A 20728-nucleotide genomic window follows, 5' to 3' on the forward strand; every position below is an offset into this window, starting at 1 on the left:
ACTCACCTAACCAGATTGAATGGAGGAAGAAAAATGACAGTGAATCGAATGATTTTGAACGAAACATCGTATTTTGGAAAAGGGGCGATTACGAATATTGTGCCGGAAATTAAAAAGCGCTGCTATAAAAAGGTGGTCGTTGTTACTGATAAAGGGTTAATTGATTTTAAGGTTGCCGCAAAAGTCACAGACTTATTGGACGAAGCAACTATTTCTTATACGATTTATGATGGAATCGTCCCGAACCCAACCGTGCAAAACGTGAAGGATGGGGTGGCATTTGTGAAGGACTCAAATGCAGAGGCGATCATTGCCATCGGCGGCGGTTCACCGATCGATACGGCAAAAGCCATCGGCATCATTTTAACCAATCCAGAATTTTCAGATGTGTTGAGCTTGGAGGGAACGGCGGCAACTCAAAATCCATCCTTGCCAATCCTAGCAATTCCAACTACTTCGGGAACCGCTGCAGAGGTTACGATCAATTATGTTATCACCGATGAAAAGAGCCATCGCAAGTTTGTTTGTGTGGACCCTAATGATATCCCGCTTGTGGCCTTCATCGATAGCGATATGATGATGGGAATGCCGAAGACTTTAGCCGCTTCCACAGGAATGGATGCCATGACGCATGCCATTGAAGGATTTATTACAAAGGGTGCATGGGAATTGACTGATATGCTGCATCTTAAAGCCATCGAAATCATTGGCCGCTCATTAAGAGATTCGGTGAATGAGCAGCAAGCGGCGCGAGAAGAAATGGCATTGGGCCAATATATTGCAGGAATGGGCTTTTCTAATGTCGGTTTGGGCCTTGTACACGGCATGGCGCATCCGTTGAGTGCTTGGTATAACATTCCTCATGGTATTGCATGTGCTGCGCTGTTACCTACAGTGATGAAGTTCAATAAGGATTTTACAGGAGAAAAATATCGCGAAATTGGGAAAGCATTACAAATAGACGGCATCGATACGATGAGTATTGAAGAAGCAAGAGCAGCTGCTTGTACTGCAATCGATCAGCTAAGCAAGGATGTCGGAATTCCAGCGACTATTTCTGAATTAGGTGTTAAGTCTGAAGATATTGCCAAAATTGCCGAAGACGCCTTCAAGGACGTTTGTACACCGGGAAATCCGCGGGATGCGAGTGTTTCAGAAATCATTGAGCTGTATCAAAGCTTGATGTAGCCGTTTTGATCAAAAGATAAGCTTTTTGATTATGTGTTTGAGATTTAAGGCCAAGTAAACGTTTAACGATTTTTATAGGTAAAGCTTGATTTATTTTTAGCGATGTGAAATGATAAGGGAGATTTAAATATTAGACTAAAATACTGTTCGCCGGAATAGTATGATAAAAAGTCAGCCAAACTAACCGTAGGCTCTAATGGTTAGTTTGACTGACTTTTTTTGTTTAGGAGGGATCAGGCATGCAAAAGAAATGGATAGAAGGAGAAAATAAGTTGAACAAAGGACTCACACAGTTGGAAGCAGAGGAGCGTTTAGAAAAGTATGGGGAAAATACGATTGAACAGCGTAAGAAGAAGCGCTTTATTGAGTACTTGCTGTTGTCATTGAAAGATATCACCATAATCATCCTACTGATTGCAACTATTCTTTCTAGTTATGTCGCTTGGAAAAACCATCCAGATAATTTTTCTGAACCGCTCGTCATTTTTGGAATCGTGATATTGAATATATTTTTATCTATTCGGCAACAGAAAAAAGCCGAAAAATCAATGGAGGAACTGAAAGGTTTTAGTATTCCTGAAACGAAAGTGTTCCGGGATGGTCAATTGAAAATGATAAATAGTACCGAAGTCGTGCCTGGGGATCGACTGTTACTGGAATTAGGGGATCGGGTTTCTGCCGATGCAAAACTCATTAAAAGCAAGAATCTGTTGATCGATGAATCCTTTTTAACAGGTGAGAGTGAGCCCAGTGAAAAAGACGAAGGTTATCAGTCTATGCCGGAGGATTCGATTGGAGATTTGAAGAATAAAGTATTTTCAGGATCATTAGTGGTCAGTGGGCATGCCGAAGCAGTCGTTGAACAAACAGGGCTGCACACAGAAATAGGAAAAATATCTGGTTTGTTGACTGAAGAAGCGCCAATGCAAGCACCGCTGCAGGTAAGAATGCAGAAGTTGGGAAAAGGGTTAGGCGGAGTTGCTATCGGTGCGGCGTTTTTAGCGATTGTGATTGGGATCATTCGCGGTTACTCGATCGAAGTCTCCATCATGACGGCTATTTCGATGGCGGTAGCGGCGATCCCTGAAGTGCTGCCGGTAGTAGTAACCATTTCTTTATCCTTTGGTATCAGAAATATGGCGAAAAAAAAGACAATTGTCCGAACGCCGGCAGCTGTAGAAACGATTGGAAATGTTTCGGTAATTTGTTCGGATAAGACGGGAACGATCACAGAAAATAAAATGACAGTCGAAAAGATCGAGTCAGTGTTGAGCAATGAAAAACCGCAAACTAAATCTGAGTTGCTGTTGAATTTCTATTTAGCGAGTAATCTCTCTGAAGAACAAGGAGAGCACGGAAATCCGACTGAACTTGCAATCAAAAAAGCTGCAGAGAAACATTTTGGTAAAAGGAACTTACAACAGAAATTAGCGCAGTATGATCGGATTGAAGAAATTCCCTTTGATTCAAAAAGAAAAATAATGACTGTTTTCTATAAAAAGGACGATACCTATTTTTCAGTTACTAAGGGTGCCTATGATCGCTTGCCGATCGCTGCGCCGCATAGTGACTATCAGAAAATCCATGACGACCTAGCTAGCCAAGCTTATCGTGTTTTAGGTGTAGCTGTAAAAGAATATTCTTCTTTTCCTAAACATGTAACAAGTGAGTTTTTAGAAAAAGATTTACATTTTCAAGGCTTCATTGGTATTATTGATCCTGCCCGCAAAGAAAGCTATCAAGCAGTTGAAACTGCGAAAAAAGCCGGTATTCGTCCAATCATGATTACTGGTGATCATTTGCTGACAGCGAAGAGAATAGCTGAAAATGTAGGGATTTTAGAACCGGGCACAAAGGCGATGACAGGGTTTGAGCTAGGAAAATTGTCTGATAAAGAGTTATCCGCGATTATTCATGACTATCGCGTTTTTGCAAGAACCACTCCAGAGGACAAAATTCGAATTGTTAAGGCATTACAGGAAAATGGCGAGACAGTAGCGATGACGGGGGATGGAGTGAATGACGCACCGGCACTAAAGGCAGCAGACGTTGGAATAGCGATGGGCGGGGGAACGGAAGTAGCAAAAGAAGCCTCTGATATGGTATTGTTGGATGACAATTTTGCGACGATCATTGAGGCAGTAAAAGAAGGAAGACGAGTTTATGCCAATATTCGAAAATCTCTTTATGCCATGCTGGGCTGTAATATTTCCGCGTTGACGATTGTCTTAATCTCGTTGGTGCTAGGCTTGGGAGCTCCTGTTACTGCAATCCAATTACTACTCATTAAAGTTGTTGCAGATGGGATTCCTGGTTTCAGTTTATCAGTGGAACCTGCGGAAAAAGAGACTATGCTTCGGATGCCTGTTAGTCGGGAATCAAGTATTTTTGACAATGGATTGTTAAGGAAAATAGTGGAGATTTCAATTGTTTTCACTATTTTGACGCTAGGGACTATCTACGTCAGTCGTACATTCGCTATTCAGGGGATTCGACCAAGTACAGAGATATCTGATACAATGACGTTTATTGTCTTAGGATTATCTACAATTGTACACATGTATAACTGTAGAAGCACTGAGTCCATTTTCAAAGTAGGGCTAACTGGAAATAAGCTGCTGGTGATGACGACACTTTTAGGTGCAGTAACGATTGTATTACTAACAATCATTCCACAAACTGCCGGCATATTGGGCTTGGCTGTGCTACATCTTTATCAGTGGCTCTTTGTTTTTGCCGTGTCAATGATTCCGTTAATCTATATCGAAGTGAAGAAAAAGCTCAACTTATTTTAGGTCAGCATAAGACCTGAACAGGCTTTTCAAAGTATAAGGGATTTTTATAGGTGCTGGATTAGAGTTTAACATCTGAGAGCCTTTGTTCTACGACTTGTAGGACAAAGGCTTTTTTTGAAGAAAAAACCGACCTACTGAAAAAAAGCTCTATTCTTCAAGTTCATTTCGTGTATTATGGAGTTAAAATGACAACGTTTTATTTCGTTGGAAAATAGAACAGAATGACTTTGTTGCGAGTCATCTAAAAGAGAAGAGGGTGATATTTATGCGGTTAATCGAGCCATGGGAAAACATAGAAATAACTGTTTTAACAGAAAATCGGGTCATGCAGCATTTTGATACGAACATTCACCTTGTCTACGTGTTAGCTGGAGAAGTAACGATTGAAAGAGAAGATACAGTGATTTCCTTACAAAAAAATGATTTTTATCTTTTAACGAAATCCTTAGTACATACTGTTTATGCCGAGAATACGCGGGCATTTGAAATCGTTTTGGATTATTATTTTGAAGAGAAGGAAGGCCTGATTTTTGAAGGAAATTCGGTAACAGACAGTAAGAGCTCCGATTACCAGCTGATCCAATCGATCGAACGACTGTTAAAACTGTATATTTTACAGGAAAAGCACACGATCTCAGAGGTTTTTGAGGAGTATTTTCATATCCTTAAGCTCTTGGAAAAAGGCTATACGAAAACCGCCAGCTTAGCGGAAGAGCGGAGCATGAAGCAGAAGGTCTACGAGCTGAAATTTTTTATCGATAATAATTTTGACAAGGATATTCGGCTCGTCGATATTGCCAATAAGCTGTATGTCTCTGATCAGTATTTATCACGCAGCTTTTCCAATGAGATCGGCATGCCGATGAATGAATACTTGATTCGCAAGCGTCTGGAAAAGGTGCGCAAGGATTTACTGGAAACGGAAAAATCAATCACAGACATTGCTTTTTCCGCCGGCTTCTCCAATATCAATTCCTTTAATCGGCTGTTTAAAAAGTATCAAGGCTTGACCCCCAGCGAGTTTCGCAAGGAGATCAAAGCAGAAGCCAAGATCGTGACGAAAGCGACTAGTCTGGCAGAAGAGGACATCAAAAGTTTAGAAGTCTATTTCAAAGAAAAAGACGCGAAGATCGATGACGAAACGATTCAAGTATCGATGAAGGAAGCCTCTCCGCAGAATTTTCAAAAGAACATGATCAATCTCGGTTATGCCGGGGATCTGACGCACGCGTCTTTTGCGGAGCAGATTCACTATTTGCAGCAAAATAATCCGTTCATGTATGGCCGAATTTGGGGCCTATTAAGTGAAGAGATTTTAGAGCAGGTGGGAGAGGTCTATGATTTTTCAACCGTTGACGAGATATTGCAAATAATGGTCAAAGCAGGCATCAAGCCTTTCTTGGAATTGGGATTCAAGGGAAAATTGATTCACGAATCCCATACTCAGATCATCAAAAGTCATCTGTTTATACGAAAATCGTATGAGCTGTCGGATTTGATCCAAAGATTTCAAGCCTTTTTCCATCATTGTGTAGATGTCTTTGGCCTGGAGGAGGTCAAGACTTGGATCATTGAGCTCTGGAAACCCAATCAGCTGGTTTTAAAGACGATCGGCTGTGAGGAGTTAACTTGGATCGATGATCACGGGAAGCGGCTGAATCTAGCCAAGGAAAAGACTTATATAGAAGTCTTTTCAATGATCAAAGCGGCTGTTCAGCAAATCGTACCTGAGATACAAATCGGCGGCTGCGGACTTAGCCTGGATATTGAAACCCGCGACTTAGGGGCCTTTCTTTCACAGTGGACGAAAGGAAAAGGGGCGCCAGACTTTATCAGCTTATCGATCTATCCGATGGATGCGGTCAAGCAACAAATGCACCAGCAAAAAAGTCATCACGAACCGATATCGCCGGATTCGAATTACATGCTCCATCGAATGAAGGAGTTCAAGAAGCTTTTATCGGAGATTGATTATCTTGGCAAGACCTATATCTCAGAGTTCAATGTAACGATTTTGAATCGGGATATCATCAATGACACTGCGTTTAAAGGCAGCTACATTTTGAAAAATGTTCTAGCCGTGATTCCTTATTGTGATCTCATCGGCTATTGGCAATTAACAGATTTATCGGTCACCACCTTTGATACGGCGAATAAGGAGATTTTTGGCGGATCAGGCCTGATCTCTAAAAGCGGTATTCCTAAAATTGGCTATTACGCTTATCTGTTTTTAAGTAAATTAAGTAATCTAGTCGTTCATCAATCGGAAGATTTATTGATTACGAAAGATGAACCAAATCGAATTCAGCTCCTCTGTTTTTCTTATAGTCATTTAAATTCTACCTATTATTATGATTTCAATAGTGTCTTTACGAGAAGAAATGCCGCCGCGCTGTTTGCTTCAGCGAGTGTCCAAAAGAAGCAGATTTTATTGAAGGATTTAAAAGAAGAGGAGAGCCGTTATCGGATTAAATCCTATCGCATTGGTCAGCAGGCGGGGAATATTTTGGAGGAAATTAATCAAGCGGCTAGTTCGGATCGGTTAGATGATGAATTAGTCACCTACTTAAAGCATCGATGCCAGCCTCAATTAGAGGTAAAAGAGGAGCTTTCAAGAAATCATCAATTGAAAATCGATCTGGAGATCTCTCCTCAAGATATTCAATTAATTGAGATTCAAAAAGTCTCACGTTAACAAGATTGTGTTATACAATCTTGTTTTTTTGTCTAGTCAGAGGCGATCATCCTTTGAAAGTATCAGCCGATTAGCTGGAAAGTGCAGAGTATTCTTCCAAGCGACAGACTAAAATAAGCATTGTAAACGTTTGCGAATTAAATCAATTTCAGGAGGTTCACATGGAAAAAGATGTCTTTGATAATGGAATGAACGTGGAGAAAAAGGGACTAACGAAATTTTCTATGATTGCTTATGGTTTGGGAGACTTGGCGAGTCAGTTTGTCTGGACATTCGTCGGCACTTATTTAACTGTTTTTTATACAGATATTGTAGGGTTAGCACCTGTGGCCGTTTCTATGATTATGTTGATTGCTCGGCTTTGGGATGGGATCAATGATCCGATGATGGGGATGATCGCTGAACGAACACGAAGCAAGCTTGGGCGTTTCCGTCCATATATTGCTTTCGGCTCACCGTTTTTGGCGCTGTTTTCGGTTCTGACATTTACCGGCCCGTTTGGTAATGGCACGGCGGGAATTATTTGGGCCGCAGTCATCTATATTGTAGCAGGCATGATTTACACTTTAGTTAATATTCCTTACGGCGCATTGGCCGCAGTCATGAGTGAGAATGCCAATGAACGGAATCAGCTGAATGCTTGGCGTTCGGTGGGGATGAATGTCGGAATGATCATTGTCAACTCACTTTCATCATTCATCATGCTGGCATTTTCTGATGGCTCGAAGGTCGCGACGGGTCGCGGCTATTTTATGACAGCGTTGATTTACGCAGTGATTTCCATTCCATTATTCTTTGCTGTATTTGCAACCTCTAGAGAAGTTGTTCAGCCAATGAAAAATGAAAAGAAAGTACCATTCCGTACAACAATCAAAAATGTGGTTGGCAACAAGTACTTAATGATCGTCTTTCTGATCATGATTTTACAAATGACGGCCTTCATGGGAAGAATTGCGGTGACGACTTTTTACGTCATCTATTGTCTAGGTGCCTTTACCTTGATCGCTCTATTAATGACGATTCCATCAATTGGCGGTGCGCTATGTTCGCTGGCAATCGTTCCACTAGTGAAGCGTTTTGGGAAACGGAATGTTTTGATGGTTTCGTTGATTCTTCAAGGGATTGGACTATTAGTTGTTTATTTTGCGGACTTTGATAACTTGCCGATGATTATTGCCGGACACGTCATTTTTGGATTATTCAATATGGGCTTTCCGATTTCCCTTTCCTTAGTAGCGGACTCGGTGGATTATCAAGAATTGAAATCTGGTGTTCGGACCGATGGAACTGCTTATGCTACTTACGGTCTAGCGACAAAAATTGGAAACGCTATCGGCGCTTCTATTGGGATCATGCTGCTTCACTCATTTGGCTATCAAGCCAATATGGAGCAATCTGCGGCAACGAAGGATGGGATTAATCTAGTAGTGAATTTACTCCCGGCGATCTTATTCTTTTTAGCGGCGTTCGCTTGCCTATTATGGAATTTAAGCGACAACGATACGGACGATATTCGTGAACAGTTAGACCTAAAACGTGAAAGCATCAATGATTAGTAATATAAGTATGATACATTTTTGTTCCTTACGAAAAGAAATTGCGGGATGCGCAAAAATGGTTGATCTTTTCTTGAAGGTTTTGAAGAGTAAGAGGGTCACTCATTCAGTAAACTAATCATTGTAAGCGATATCTATTATAGCCTGCTGCTTAACAGATCCGAGAACAGGCTACCATCATGAGGAGGAAACAACGTGAAAAAATTAAGATTCGGAATTATCGGCTGTGGCGGAATCGCCAATCAAAAACATCTGCCCGCTTTGGCAAAATTAGCTGATCAAGTGGAGTTAGTCGCTTTTTGCGATACAGTCATCGAACGGGCTGAAGCAGCTGCAGCGGAATATGGCGTGTCAGAGGCTTTAGTGACTGAGGATTATCAAGAAGTAGTAAAACAGGAAAACATCGATGTGATCCATGTGTTGACACCGAATATTTCTCATTCGTATATCACCGTAGATGCATTGGAAGCCGGCAAGCATGTCATGTGTGAAAAACCAATGGCGATCAACTATGAGGAAGCAAAAAAAATGCTGGATGCGGCAAAACGTACCGGCAAGAAACTAACAATTGGTTATCAAAACCGTTTCCGTGCTGATTCATTGGCAACTTATGATGCCTGCAGCAAAGGGGAATTAGGCGATATCTATTTTGCGAAAGCGCATGCCGTTCGTCGCAAAGGCGTGCCAACTTGGGGTGTCTTCCCGGATAAAGAAAAACAAGGCGGCGGCCCGTTGATTGATATCGGGACTCACGCATTAGACCTGACTCTTTGGTATATGAACAACTACAAACCCAAAATGGTCTTAGGCTCGACGTATCAAAAATTGAAAGACAATCCAATGGCCAATATGTTTGGGTCATGGAATCCAGAAACCTTTGAAACAGAAGATTCAGCATTCGGCTTAATCAAGATGGAAAACGGCGCAACGATCTTCTTAGAAGCCGCTTGGGCATTAAATATGATCAACCCGAAAGAAGCACAAGTCACTCTTTGCGGAACAGAAGGCGGAGCGGAAATGTTCGGAAAAGCCTTCTTGGATCAAGGCTATGTGGTCTTTAACAAAGCGGCTCATAATCAATTGGAACAAACAGAACCTTCTGATGCTGGCGGCGTCTTCGGCTTTGAAGGATCGAGCCTGGAACAAAAAGATGCGGAAGCGAAGCAATGGGTCGAAGCGATCTTAAATGATACCGAACCAGTCGTAAAACCAGAACAGGCCATCGTAGTGACACAAATTTTAGAAGCCATCTACAAATCTGCTGAGACTGGAAAAGTCGTAGAGCTGTAGAAACAGGATTAAGGGCGAGCGGGGCAGCAATCTGCTCGCCCAATCATTATTTATTGGAGGGAATAACATGTCTCGAATCAAGACAGCAGTTAGTTTATACAGTTTACAGGACGAATATTTGAATCATCGGATGGATTTAACCGCGATGATGCACTTCTTAAAGGAACACAACGTTGAAGGGGTAGAAATTTTACCGGATCAAAATATCAAAAACGCGCCGCATCCATCAGAAGCAGACGTGGCACAATGGCATCAGCTTTTAGCAGAAACAGGGATCACACCAGTGATTGCGGATGTCTTTTTGAATACAAATTTATACAAGAACCGCAGCCTGACGAAACGGGAATGTATCGATTTATTGATTGAAGAGATCAAACAGGCCAATCGCCTTGGCATCAAGCTGATTCGCCTAGTTTCGATGGTCCCTTACTGGGTCTGCGAACCACTTTTACCCTATTGTGAAGACTATGATGTGACGATCGCGTTAGAGGTTCATGCAGGAATGGCCTTTGATGAGCCTGAGACCCTTGATTTTATCGAAGAAATGAAACGTTTGAACTCTCCTTATGTGGGACTAGTGATCGATACCGGCATCTTCTGTCAAAAATTCCCGAGAGTGGTCAAGGCCTATGAAATCAACAACGGTGCCAGTCCAGAAATGTTCGATTACTTAGATCAGCTGTTTGAACAAGGTACCGATTTGCATCGCACAGTAAAGGAAAATAACGGAGAATACCCTGAAGCCTTCAAAAAGGTCATCAAAACAAAAGAAGACCAGATGTTTGCGCCATTATGTGATGGCTATGAAAACTATCCCTTTGAAGTGATGGACGATTTAATGCCTTACATCAAGCATTTCCATATCAAGATGTTCGAGATGACACCAGAAGGTCCAGAATATTCGATGGATTATAAAGGCTTGTTAGAATACTTGGACCAAAAGGGTTATGACGGCTATGTAGCGACGGAATATGAAGGCAATCGCTTCACTCTGCCAGGCAAACCAATGCAGGAAAAAGAACAAGTCGCGGCGAATCAAAAATACTTGCAGGCTTGCTTGAAAGAAATTCAAGGGGGACGGAAATAATGTTTGATAATAATGTATTCAAAAAGGACAGCTGTAAAAATATTGAAGAAAACGGTGAAGTGATTGGGTACGAATTACAAACGCTGATCACGTATTATCGCGGCGTGCCGCTTTCCATGGTGGAGTTCATCAAAGTAGCGGTAGATGGTGAAGAGGCTCCAGCGGAAAAAATCCAAATTTCGATCGATCAAGAGGATTGGTTTACTTTGGCAGAAGCTGCGACGGTTACGACATATAAATGGGAATACGGCGAACCGTTGTATATCCGTGTATTGCAAGCGGGCGGCTTAGCCAAAGGCGAACATCAAATCAAATTGACGGTCGCTACTAGAACGGCTTATATCCCTGTTCCATTGGTCGGGGTAAAAGAACGAGCAGTGGCGGTTTAGAGAAAGGACGAGTAAAATGTTGCATTTTGGGATCATCGGTTATGGCTTCATGGGGCAAACCCATGGAGAAATGATCAAAAACTTAGATTACGGGAAGCTTGAAGCGGTTTGCGACATCAACAAGGATCAGTTGAAAGACGTGCCGGCGGAGGTCAAAACCTTTTTAAAAGCGGACCAATTATTAGCAGAAGAAGCTGTTGGTACGGTCATCATTGCAGTACCTAATCATCTCCATTTAGAAATGGTTAAAAAAGCCGCTGCGGCGAAAAAAGACATTATTTTAGAAAAACCAGCAGCGATGAACGGAAATGAATTTCAGGAAATGATGGCTGTTACAGATGCAGCCGGCGTGCGCTTCACGATCCATCATCAACGTCGTTGGGACAAGGATTATCGTTTGATGAAGGAAGTCGTTGAGAGTCAAACGTTAGGCGATATCTACACGATCAAAAATAGTCTTTATGGCTTTAACGGAAATATGCACGATTGGCACATCTATCCAGAGTTTGGTGGTGGTATGCTTTATGATTGGGGCGTTCATTTATTAGATCAAATGCTTTGGATGATCCCTGGCAAGCTGAAAACCGTTTATGCCGATGTACGGAATGTGATCAATCAAAATGTCGATGACTATTTCAATATTCAGCTATATTTCGATAGCGGCATCACGGGACAGGTGGAATTAGGTACCTACTTTTTAAAGGATGAAGCTTCTTGGTTTGAACGCCATTGGTTTGTCGGCGGAAACAAAGGCAGTGCCTATGTTGACGGCTTCAATCCGCAAGGAAAGATCGTCCGCACCAGTGAGCTATTGACCAATGTTCCCGGCAAAATCACTATGACCGCTGCTGGGCCGACTCGTTCCTTTGGTCCGCCGCCAGAAGGTCGCTTAGTCACTGAAGAATTACCGGATGTAACGGTCAATCATCAAATGTTCTTTGATCATTACAATCAATATGTCGAAGGAAAAGAAGAGTTAGTCGTCAAACCGACAGAAATCCTGCGCTTAATGAAGCTTTTAGATGCGATCAAATTATCAGCGAAGGAACATCGCTCAGTCGATTTTGAATAGAAGGAGGGAGAAAACATGCAATTAGGATTGGTATCAGCGATCTTGGATCAAAGTGATTTTTATGAAATGATCGATATCGTTGCGGAAAATGGGCTGGACTGTGTGGAAGTCGCTTGTTGGCCAGCAGGGAAAGCCGAGCGCCGTTATGCGGGCGTTTCTCATATTGATACAGAAAATTTAACAGCGGAACAGGCGCAGAAATACCGGGCCTACGCGGCAGAAAAAAATGTTGCGCTTTCGGCTTTAGCCTATTATCCGAATCCATTAGATGAGGACTTGGAAAAACGCCAGTTGGTGATCGATCATTTATATTCTGTGATTGATGCGGCAAAACTTATGGAGATCAATTTGGTCACAACCTTTATTGGACGGATGCCGTCTAAAACGGTCTCGGAAAATTTGCAGGAAATGAAAAAGGTTTGGACACCGATTCTTGCCCATGCTGAAAAGCAAAATGTGAAGATCGCGATTGAGAATTGTCCGATGCTTTTCACGGAAGATGAATGGCCAGGCGGACAAAACCTGATGACCACACCTGCTTTGTTTAGAAAAATATTTGCTAGTTTAGACAGTGACTATCTTGGTTTGAATTTTGATCCTTCGCATTTTGTTTGGCAGCAGATGGATTACATCGCACCGCTTTATGAATTCAAGGACAAATTGTTTCATATCCATTATAAAGATATCAAGCTGTATTGGAACAAGCTGCAGGAAGTCGGCGTAATGGCGACACCATTAGAATACATGTCACCGAAGCTGCCCGGCTTAGGCGATGTGGATTGGGGTAAGTATGTTTCTGCCCTCACGGATATTGGCTACAGCGGCTACACCTGTATCGAGGTGGAAGATCGTGCGTATGAATCAGACTATGACGATGTGAAGCGATCAATCAAGCAAAGTACTCACTACTTGCGGAATTTTGTTTAGCAGGTGGGACTATGGAAAATCGACAAAATAAATTGATCGGCATCGATGTTGGCGGAACCTTTATCAAATTTGCTCTAATGGATACAGAAGGAGCGATTGAAAAAGATTGGATGATCCCGACTGATATTGCGGAAAAAGGCAAGCATATTCCCAAAGATATTTGTACATCGATCCGTGCTTCAGTCGATCAAAATGAATTGGCGGAATTGTTGGGGATAGGAATCGGCGTTCCGGGTCCGATCTCTCCAGATGGAAATACTGTCGTTCGAGCAGTGAATTTAGATTGGGAACAGGTCCCCTTGAAGGAGATAATCGAAGCGGAATTAGCTATCGGTGTCCGTTTATTGAACGATGCCAATGCTGCTGCCTTGGGTGAAATGTGGAAAGGCGCAGCACAAGGAAAGGCTGACTTATTGTTCGTCACCTTGGGGACCGGTGTCGGCGGCGGCATCGTTTTAAAGGGTGAAGTCTTAAACGGTTGTCATTCTGCAGGCGGAGAAATCGGACATATCCCAGTCCGTTCGGAGGAAAATAGATTGTGCGGCTGCGGTGGAAGAAACTGCTTGGAGACTTTTGCTTCAGCGAACGGGCTGGTTATGTCCATGCGCGAAAAGCTGAAAAAAGCTGGTGAACCGTGGCATGAAATGACCTCGAAGGATGTTTTTGAAGCAGTGGCAAAAAATGATCCTTATGCTCAAGCGGTTTTAGAAGACTTTATGGATATCCTGGGACAGGCTTTAGCTGGAATCATGAACACCATCGATGTAGAAGAAGTGATCATCGGCGGAGGTTTATCTGAGGCTGGGGACGCGTTGCTTGATCCATTGAAGGAAAAGATGGACGCCTATGTTTTCCCGCAAATAAGAAATCATTTTTCAGTCAAAAAAGCGTTACTAGGAAACAAAGCAGGCATCTATGGGGCTGCCTATGCTTACCTGACTTCACACAATAACACCTATGCAGGTACAGTTAAGTAGATAAAATAAGTAATGAAGCATCTTGAGACTAGGGGAATGAGGCACTATGTTCATTCAAAGGGTCTCAAGATGCTTTTTCTTCGCTGGATTATTTTGGAATCAGGGCTAGTATTGGCACCGCTGCTTCCTTTACCATGAGAGTAAGTAAAAAAGAACGGTACATAGAAAAGAGGGATCATATGGATAAGGTAGTGAAAATAGATATTTATGATCAGCCACTAGAAAAACGGCCAGATAAAAATTTTTATCTCTATTATGTTTTGAAGGGGCAGATCACGATGACTCTGTCTCAAGGTGCGACCGTGATGAATGTTAGAGACATCCTAGTGGTGAATCCAAATGAACAGGTTGCGATTGATTGTGCAGACAGTGTTTATGTTCAAATAAGTATTTCTAGTAATGAGCTGTTGCGAATGCTTGACTATAAAAAGGTAGTGATCATGTGCAATAGTCAAAAGGAGACTGGTAGGCTGTTTGATAAATTTAGAGTGTTATTGGATGAACTAATCAGAGTCAGTTTAGAAAGAGACTACTACTATCTTCATTATCAAAAGGAAATGTATCAATTCCTTTCATTTTTGATCACCAATTTTTCGAATAATCTTTTTATTGAAGATGAAGAAGAAGCGAGAAAACATAGTATTCTTGCCTATATACACGCCAATTATGCTGAAGACCTTTCCCTGCAAATGATCGCCGAAAGGTTTAACGTCACTCCACAGTATTTCTCAAAATATTTTAAGGAAACATTTCAGAGAACCTTTTTGAAATTTCTAACAGAAATTCGCTTGGAGCAGGCGCTGATCGAGGTAGTCAATACTACAGATACGATGTTGAAAATAGCGCTGGATCATGGTTTTCCAAATCAAAATTCCTTCTCGAAGGCTTTTAAGGAGGTATACGAAGTTAATCCTACCGACTATCGCAGAACACACTTTGAAGAAATGGACGTATTAGAAAGTATACGGAGCTCAGAAGTAAAACAGCTGTTAGCTAGAAAAGTTGCAGAACCGAACAACGATAGACATGAAGTAACTGTCGTAATGGATCAGGGTCGAGAGTTACTGACGCCGTATTGGTTCAATCTCCTTAATCTGGGCTCAATTTCAAAGATTTTTGATAACGGGCTGAACAAACAGATACAGGAATTAAAAAAGGAGATGCCCTTCAAAACTGCCAGAGTCTTTCTTGATAATCAGTTAACAGTGAATCCTACTTTTTTTATTGAAGAAAAAGCGTTGGATTTCTTAATCAGTCATGACTTTCGTCTCATGCTGGTGATTGATTATCGTGACATCGCAGAAAATTCTCGATTTGACGAATATTTTGAAAAATTTTTAACACACTTTATTAATCGCTACGGCATCAAGAGTATTCGAAATACGACCTTCGAACTGCTGTACAACACTTATTTCACAAGTGAAAAAGCAAAAAAATACGCTGCTCTTTTCAATAAACTTGCGGCTATTTTAGATAAGCTCAAATTATCAGGGAATCTGCTTGGACCAGGGCTACAAATGGATAACGAGGGCGAAAATTTACTGCAGTTTCTGAAAGAAAATCAACAATTAAGACGGTTGACACTGACTATCGCCCCGTATTCAATAGAGAAATATGGGAATAAACTGTATATCAATCGGAAATCAGATACAAGCTATATCTTGCAACAATACGAGTTGGCCAAAAGAATCGGGAGGACCCAAGGGATCGAGAACATCATGATTACAAGCTGGAAAGATGGATTGAATGAATATTCCACTTTAAATGATTCCTCCTATAGAGGCGCAAGTATATTAAAAAATATGATCGACGTTTATGGAAGGATTGAAAGTTTACCCATCGATCAGCCCTTCGATTTGATGCTGCCGGTTACATCAAATGCACCTCTGACAGGCATGCCGGGACTTATTACCAAAGGTGGCGTTAAAAAAGCTTCCTATTATAGTTTGAAATTTCTGAACAAGCTGGACAGATATTTTTTGTATAAGGATGAAACAATCTTGGTTTCTCGCAGTGATGACCATTATCTGCAAATGGTTTGTCATAATTGCAAACGGCCAAACTATAAATTTTATTCTCAAGAAGATGAAGGCGTGCTGACCGACCAAATTGACGAGCTTTTTGAAGACAGTGATCCTAAGCGGGTCAAAGTCACGATCAACGGGATAAAAAATGGTCAATATATTTTAAAATCACGAGAAATAAGTGAGGGACAAGGGAGCTGCCTGAGTGTTTTTCATGAGATGGGGTTTGAAAATCTTTCTTTTTTTGGACGAGACGAGCTGGATTATCTTTTATCAGCTTCAAAGCCGATTATTCGAGGACAACAGCTGACAGCCGATAATCACTGCTTGGAAATAGAGATCGAGATGCAGCCGAATGAAATTAGGCATTTACATTTGGTTTATGTTCATTGAATGACCTTCATGTTAAAAAGTAATGAGTGAATATTAAGCCGTTTTGGTTGATCCGTACGATAGGTTAAAAATGACACAGGATTCTTTTTCCTTTAGATAATAATACGAAAGATAAGGCCAATGGTATTAGCGATAATTAGGTATATCATTGAAAGGAGCAATTATAATGAAATACAAAAATCTTGCAGAAATTATTGTTCGTTGCGTTGGGGGAAAAGAAAATGTTTCATCCTTATCTCATTGTGTAACCAGGTTGCGTTTTGTACTGAAAGACGATTCGCTGGTTAAGCGAAATGAGCTGGAAAATGAGAGCGATATCATCGGAACGGCAACTTCAGGAGGGCAATTTCAGATCATTATTGGCCCAGAGGTCGATAAGGTCTACAAGGAGGTAATAAAGGAACTTGGGGATTCCGTTCAAGATGCGGCTCCAGCGATGGAGAAGAAGGATGGCAATCCAGTAATAAACTTAGGAAAACAAGGGCTAGACACCTTGATCAGCTGCTTTGTTCCTGCTATTCCGGTGATCGCCGGCTCCGGGATGATTAAAGTTTTAGCTGTTCTGTTGAACTTTGCAGGAGTGTTAGCACTGGATTCTTCCAGCTATATCCTTTTGAATATGATCGGCGACACGGTCTTTTATTTCTTGCCTGTGATCGTCAGCTACAATGCTGCGAAAAAGATGAACGTGGATATTTTCTTGGCTTTAGTGATTGGCGCGGTGTTATTGCATCCAACTTTGCTAACGCTAGGAGATGAGGGAACTACCACGACACTGTTCGGAATCGGTGTAAAGATCATCAATTACAGTTCACAGGCGCTACCGGCAGTCTTCGGTGTATGGCTACTGAAATACACGGATAAATTCGCGGACAAGGTGAGTCCTTCGATTGTAAAAGTCTTTTTACGTCCGATGATTTCCCTGTTGATTGTAGCTCCAGTTATGCTGATTATCATTGGTCCAGCGGCTTCTGTACTAGGGGATGGCTTCTTCGCATTAGTAAATATTATGAATCAATGGGGCTGGTTAGCGGTTGGCCTGAACGCGGCACTATTCCCAATCATGGTTCTGACTGGTACGCACAATGTGACGATTCCATTATTGGTTCAAATGTTTGCGACGCAAGGCTTCGATGCAATCTTTTTACCATCAGGATTAGCTGCAAATATCGCTGAAGCTGGTGCCGCTGGCGCAGTAGCATTTAAAACAAAAAATAAAGCGTTAAAAGGGACGGCAATCTCAGCAACGATTTCAGCGCTGTTGGGGATTACAGAGCCTGCACTTTATGGTGTTAATCTCCGCTTAAAAAAACCGTTCATCGCCGTACTATTAGGATCGCTCTTAGGCGGCTGTTACATCGGATTCTTAGGAATTACTGCACCGACTTTTGTTACACCAAGTCTGTTGACGATTCCGATTTTTGCAGGAACGATCCCTAACTTTATTTTGGGTCTTACGAGTATACCTGTGACGTTTCTCATTACCTTTGTCATCACTTATGTTATTGGCTTTGAAGATATCACGGATACGAATCAGGAGCATTCGTTGCATTCGCCAGTAAAAGGAAAAATCATCAAGCTAGAAGAAGTAAATGATCAAGCCTTTTCATCAAAAATGATGGGAGAAGGTTTTGGCGTAGTACCTAGTGAAGGCAAAGTAATCAGTCCTTTTGACGCAGAGGTTGTTTCGGTTTTTCCAACGAAACATGCAATTGGTCTTAAGCGCGGAGACGGACTGGAATTATTGATTCACGTTGGGATCGATACGGTTGAATTAAATGGCGAGTATTTTGAAAGCTTAGTGAAGCAGGGGGACTTTGTAAAAAAAGATCAAGAGCTGCTTATCTTTGACAATAAAAAAATTCAACAATCAGGTTTTGATACGACCACAGCTGTCGTAGTTACCAATTCAAAAGAGTTTGAAGAAATACATTTAAAGGATACGGATGGAGTTGAGGTGCTGTATGTTAAATAATCAAGTAGCTAGTCATTTTTTATGGGGCGCGTCTACATCTGCCAATCAAATTGAAGGTGCCTGGAATGAAGATGGAAAAGGTGTTAGTGTTATTGACACCATCGCTACCGATTTTGAAAAAGGGGTTCGGGTAGAGGTTCCATCGGCTTTTGAGAATGAATACTATTCTTCCCATAAGGCAGTGGATTTTTATCACCATTACAAGGAAGATATCAAAATGATGGGAGAAATGGGATTAAAAGCCTATCGCATGTCTATTGCATGGACGCGAATTTATCCAAATGGCGTTGAGGAGGAACCAAATGAAGACGGACTTCTCTTCTATGATCAAGTATTTAACGAACTAACAAAATATGGGATTGAACCGATCGTGACAATTTCCCATTACGAATCACCATGGTATTTGGCGGAACGAGGCGGTTGGACCAATCGCGAAATGATCGATCATTATCTGAAATATTGCCAGAAGTTGTTTGACCGGTATCACAATCAAGTAAAGTATTGGATCACCTTTAATGAAATCAATTGTACGTTAGTTGATTTTGGGATTCGAACAGCCGTGGGCTTGAATGCGTCGATTCCATCTGAAATCAACAATGAGCATACTCGTTATCAAGCCTTGCATCATCAATTTTTAGCAAGTGCAAAAGCAGTGAAAATGGCTCATGAGATCGATCCCAGCTTACAAATCGGCTGTATGATTGCGAGTATGATCGGTTACCCCCTGACAAGCCGACCAATGGATGTTTTTGCCACTCTGCAGCAGCAGCAAATGAAAAATATGTTTTGCAGCGATGTAATGATCCGCGGCTATTATCCAAGCTATTCCAAAAGATATTTTGCCGAGCAGGGAATTGAAATTAAGACTCTCAAGGAAGATGCAGCGATTTTACGGGAGGGCTGTGTCGATTTCTATTCCTGCAGCTACTACCAATCGATTTGCGTCAGCGGACAAAATGAAGGTGACGCTTTAGGCAAGGACAAGGCTGCGGGGAACCTGATCTCAGGTTTTGGCGTGAAAAATCCTTACTTGGAGGAAAGTGAATGGGGCTGGCAGATTGATGCTACCGGCTTGCGCTATTTACTAAACACTGTCTATGATCGTTACCAATTGCCAATCATGATCGTGGAAAATGGCTTAGGCGCCAAAGATGAATTAATCGATGGCAAGGTGAAGGATCACTATCGAATCGATTATTTGAAGGAACATGTTGCCGCTATGATCGAGGCCATTCATGATGGAGTAGATGTCGTTGGCTATATGCCTTGGAGTGCGATTGATTTGGTCGCTTTATCTACAGGAAGTGTCGAAAAACGGTACGGATTTATCTACGTTGATACCAATAATCATGGAGAAGGCAGCTTCAAACGATACCCAAAAGCTTCCTATTATTGGTATAGAACGGTCATTGATACTAATGGCAGGGTACTTGATTCCAACGCGTTAAAAATAGGGGATGAATAAGCGTTTACAGATAGGAAAGTCATTCACCGAAAATAGAAGAAAAAAACGATAATGGGTTCTAGGATTGCAATGGACTCGAAAAAAGCCGTTTCCTGTCTAGCAGGGAACGGCTTTTCTTTTTCTTAATTATTTTTCAAAAAGGCTTTTGAATCAAAGTTTTTTTCAGGAAGATTATCATTATTGATTCTTATTCATTGACAAAACAGAGGATTTACATGAATATTAGAATGAACGTTCTAATAAAATGAAGTTAGACTCTAGTGTTGAGAAGGGAGAGAGCCGTTTGGGAAGAAAAAAAGAGTTTGATAAGCAACTCGTACTAAAAAAAGCGATGGATGTTTTTTGGAAACAAGGGTATGAACATACTTCCATGCAGGATCTTGTAGATGCCATGACAATTCATCGGCGAAGTATTTACGATACTTTTGGCGATAAGCATCATCTATTTATCGATGCATTGAAGCTCTATGAAGAAATGCTTGAAACGGTGATGACGGAAAAAGTTTCAGAAGGCAAGAATGTGCAGGATAAATTGAAGCATATTTTTTCTATTTCCATAGCAGCTGAGGAGCCGGGAAAAGGATGTTTAATTGTGAACACTGCGACTGAATTGTCTTCTATCGATCCTGTGATAGCAGAAGAAATTCGTTCCTTCTTTGGACGCGAAGAGCAATTTCTCTTTAATATCCTTTTGTCAGCACAAGAGCAAAATGAATTATCACCTGATGCTGACATCGCGTCACTGGCTTCCTATATTCAAAATGCTCTTGTGGGTATCAGGGTGCTATCAAAGACAACCAATGATAACGAAAAACTGGATCGTATTATTGAACAAACATTATCGATTATTAAGTAAGGAAAGTTTCAAAAATAGGAATTTTACTCCATGAATCTG

At 41.5% G+C, this 20728-nt stretch carries 14 protein-coding genes; all 14 read left to right on the forward strand.

Annotated elements, in window-relative coordinates; translation table 11 throughout:
* Positions 1-33 precede the first annotated feature (33 nt).
* The gene (gene fucO, locus JZO85_RS05940) at positions 34-1188 is read left to right on the forward strand and encodes a lactaldehyde reductase (protein ID WP_242550236.1); all 1155 of its coding nucleotides are present in this window, start codon (positions 34-36) and stop codon (positions 1186-1188) included.
* A gap of 239 nt (positions 1189-1427) precedes the next feature.
* Positions 1428-3983 (forward strand): cation-translocating P-type ATPase, encoded by a 2556-nt coding sequence (locus JZO85_RS05945; protein WP_207107584.1) that lies wholly within the window; start codon positions 1428-1430, stop codon positions 3981-3983.
* Between the two features lie 265 nt (positions 3984-4248).
* Positions 4249-6678, forward strand: a complete 2430-nt coding sequence (locus JZO85_RS05950) for a GH39 family glycosyl hydrolase (protein ID WP_207107585.1) — start codon at positions 4249-4251, stop codon at positions 6676-6678.
* A 161-nt stretch (positions 6679-6839) separates the two neighbouring features.
* Positions 6840-8234, forward strand: coding sequence for an MFS transporter (locus JZO85_RS05955; protein WP_207107586.1), 1395 nt, complete (start codon positions 6840-6842; stop codon positions 8232-8234).
* A gap of 195 nt (positions 8235-8429) precedes the next feature.
* Positions 8430-9524: a Gfo/Idh/MocA family oxidoreductase gene (locus tag JZO85_RS05960; RefSeq protein ID WP_207107587.1), complete on the forward strand. Its 1095-nt coding sequence runs from the start codon at positions 8430-8432 to the stop codon at positions 9522-9524.
* Positions 9525-9591: 67 nt separating this feature from the next.
* On the forward strand, positions 9592-10611 hold the full coding sequence (locus tag JZO85_RS05965; RefSeq protein WP_207107588.1) for a sugar phosphate isomerase/epimerase family protein: 1020 nt from the start codon (positions 9592-9594) through the stop codon (positions 10609-10611).
* Complete coding sequence (locus tag JZO85_RS05970; protein ID WP_207107589.1) at positions 10611-11000, forward strand: C-glycoside deglycosidase beta subunit domain-containing protein; 390 nt, start codon at positions 10611-10613, stop codon at positions 10998-11000. Before JZO85_RS05965 ends, JZO85_RS05970 begins: the two co-directional genes overlap by 1 nt.
* 16 nt (positions 11001-11016) lie before the next feature.
* Entirely contained in the window at positions 11017-12072 is a 1056-nt protein-coding gene (locus tag JZO85_RS05975; protein ID WP_207107590.1) for a Gfo/Idh/MocA family protein, read from the forward strand.
* 15 nt (positions 12073-12087) lie between these two features.
* A complete protein-coding gene (locus tag JZO85_RS05980) occupies positions 12088-12999 on the forward strand; it encodes a sugar phosphate isomerase/epimerase family protein (RefSeq protein ID WP_207107591.1) in 912 nt (303 codons plus the stop codon).
* 11 nt (positions 13000-13010) lie between these two features.
* Entirely contained in the window at positions 13011-13976 is a 966-nt protein-coding gene (locus JZO85_RS05985) for an ROK family protein (protein ID WP_207107592.1), read from the forward strand.
* 179 nt (positions 13977-14155) lie between these two features.
* Positions 14156-16393, forward strand: coding sequence for a helix-turn-helix domain-containing protein (locus JZO85_RS05990; protein WP_207107593.1), 2238 nt, complete (start codon positions 14156-14158; stop codon positions 16391-16393).
* A 166-nt stretch (positions 16394-16559) separates the two neighbouring features.
* The gene (locus tag JZO85_RS05995; RefSeq protein WP_207107594.1) at positions 16560-18368 is read left to right on the forward strand and encodes a beta-glucoside-specific PTS transporter subunit IIABC; all 1809 of its coding nucleotides are present in this window, start codon (positions 16560-16562) and stop codon (positions 18366-18368) included.
* Positions 18358-19833, forward strand: coding sequence for a glycoside hydrolase family 1 protein (locus JZO85_RS06000; RefSeq protein WP_207107595.1), 1476 nt, complete (start codon positions 18358-18360; stop codon positions 19831-19833). Before JZO85_RS05995 ends, JZO85_RS06000 begins: the two co-directional genes overlap by 11 nt.
* A 283-nt stretch (positions 19834-20116) precedes the next feature.
* Positions 20117-20689, forward strand: a complete 573-nt coding sequence (locus JZO85_RS06005) for a TetR/AcrR family transcriptional regulator (protein ID WP_207107596.1) — start codon at positions 20117-20119, stop codon at positions 20687-20689.
* Positions 20690-20728 lie beyond the last annotated feature (39 nt).

Source organism: Candidatus Enterococcus murrayae, assembly GCF_017315985.1.
GTDB classification, from domain to species: domain Bacteria; phylum Bacillota; class Bacilli; order Lactobacillales; family Enterococcaceae; genus Enterococcus_A; species Enterococcus_A murrayae.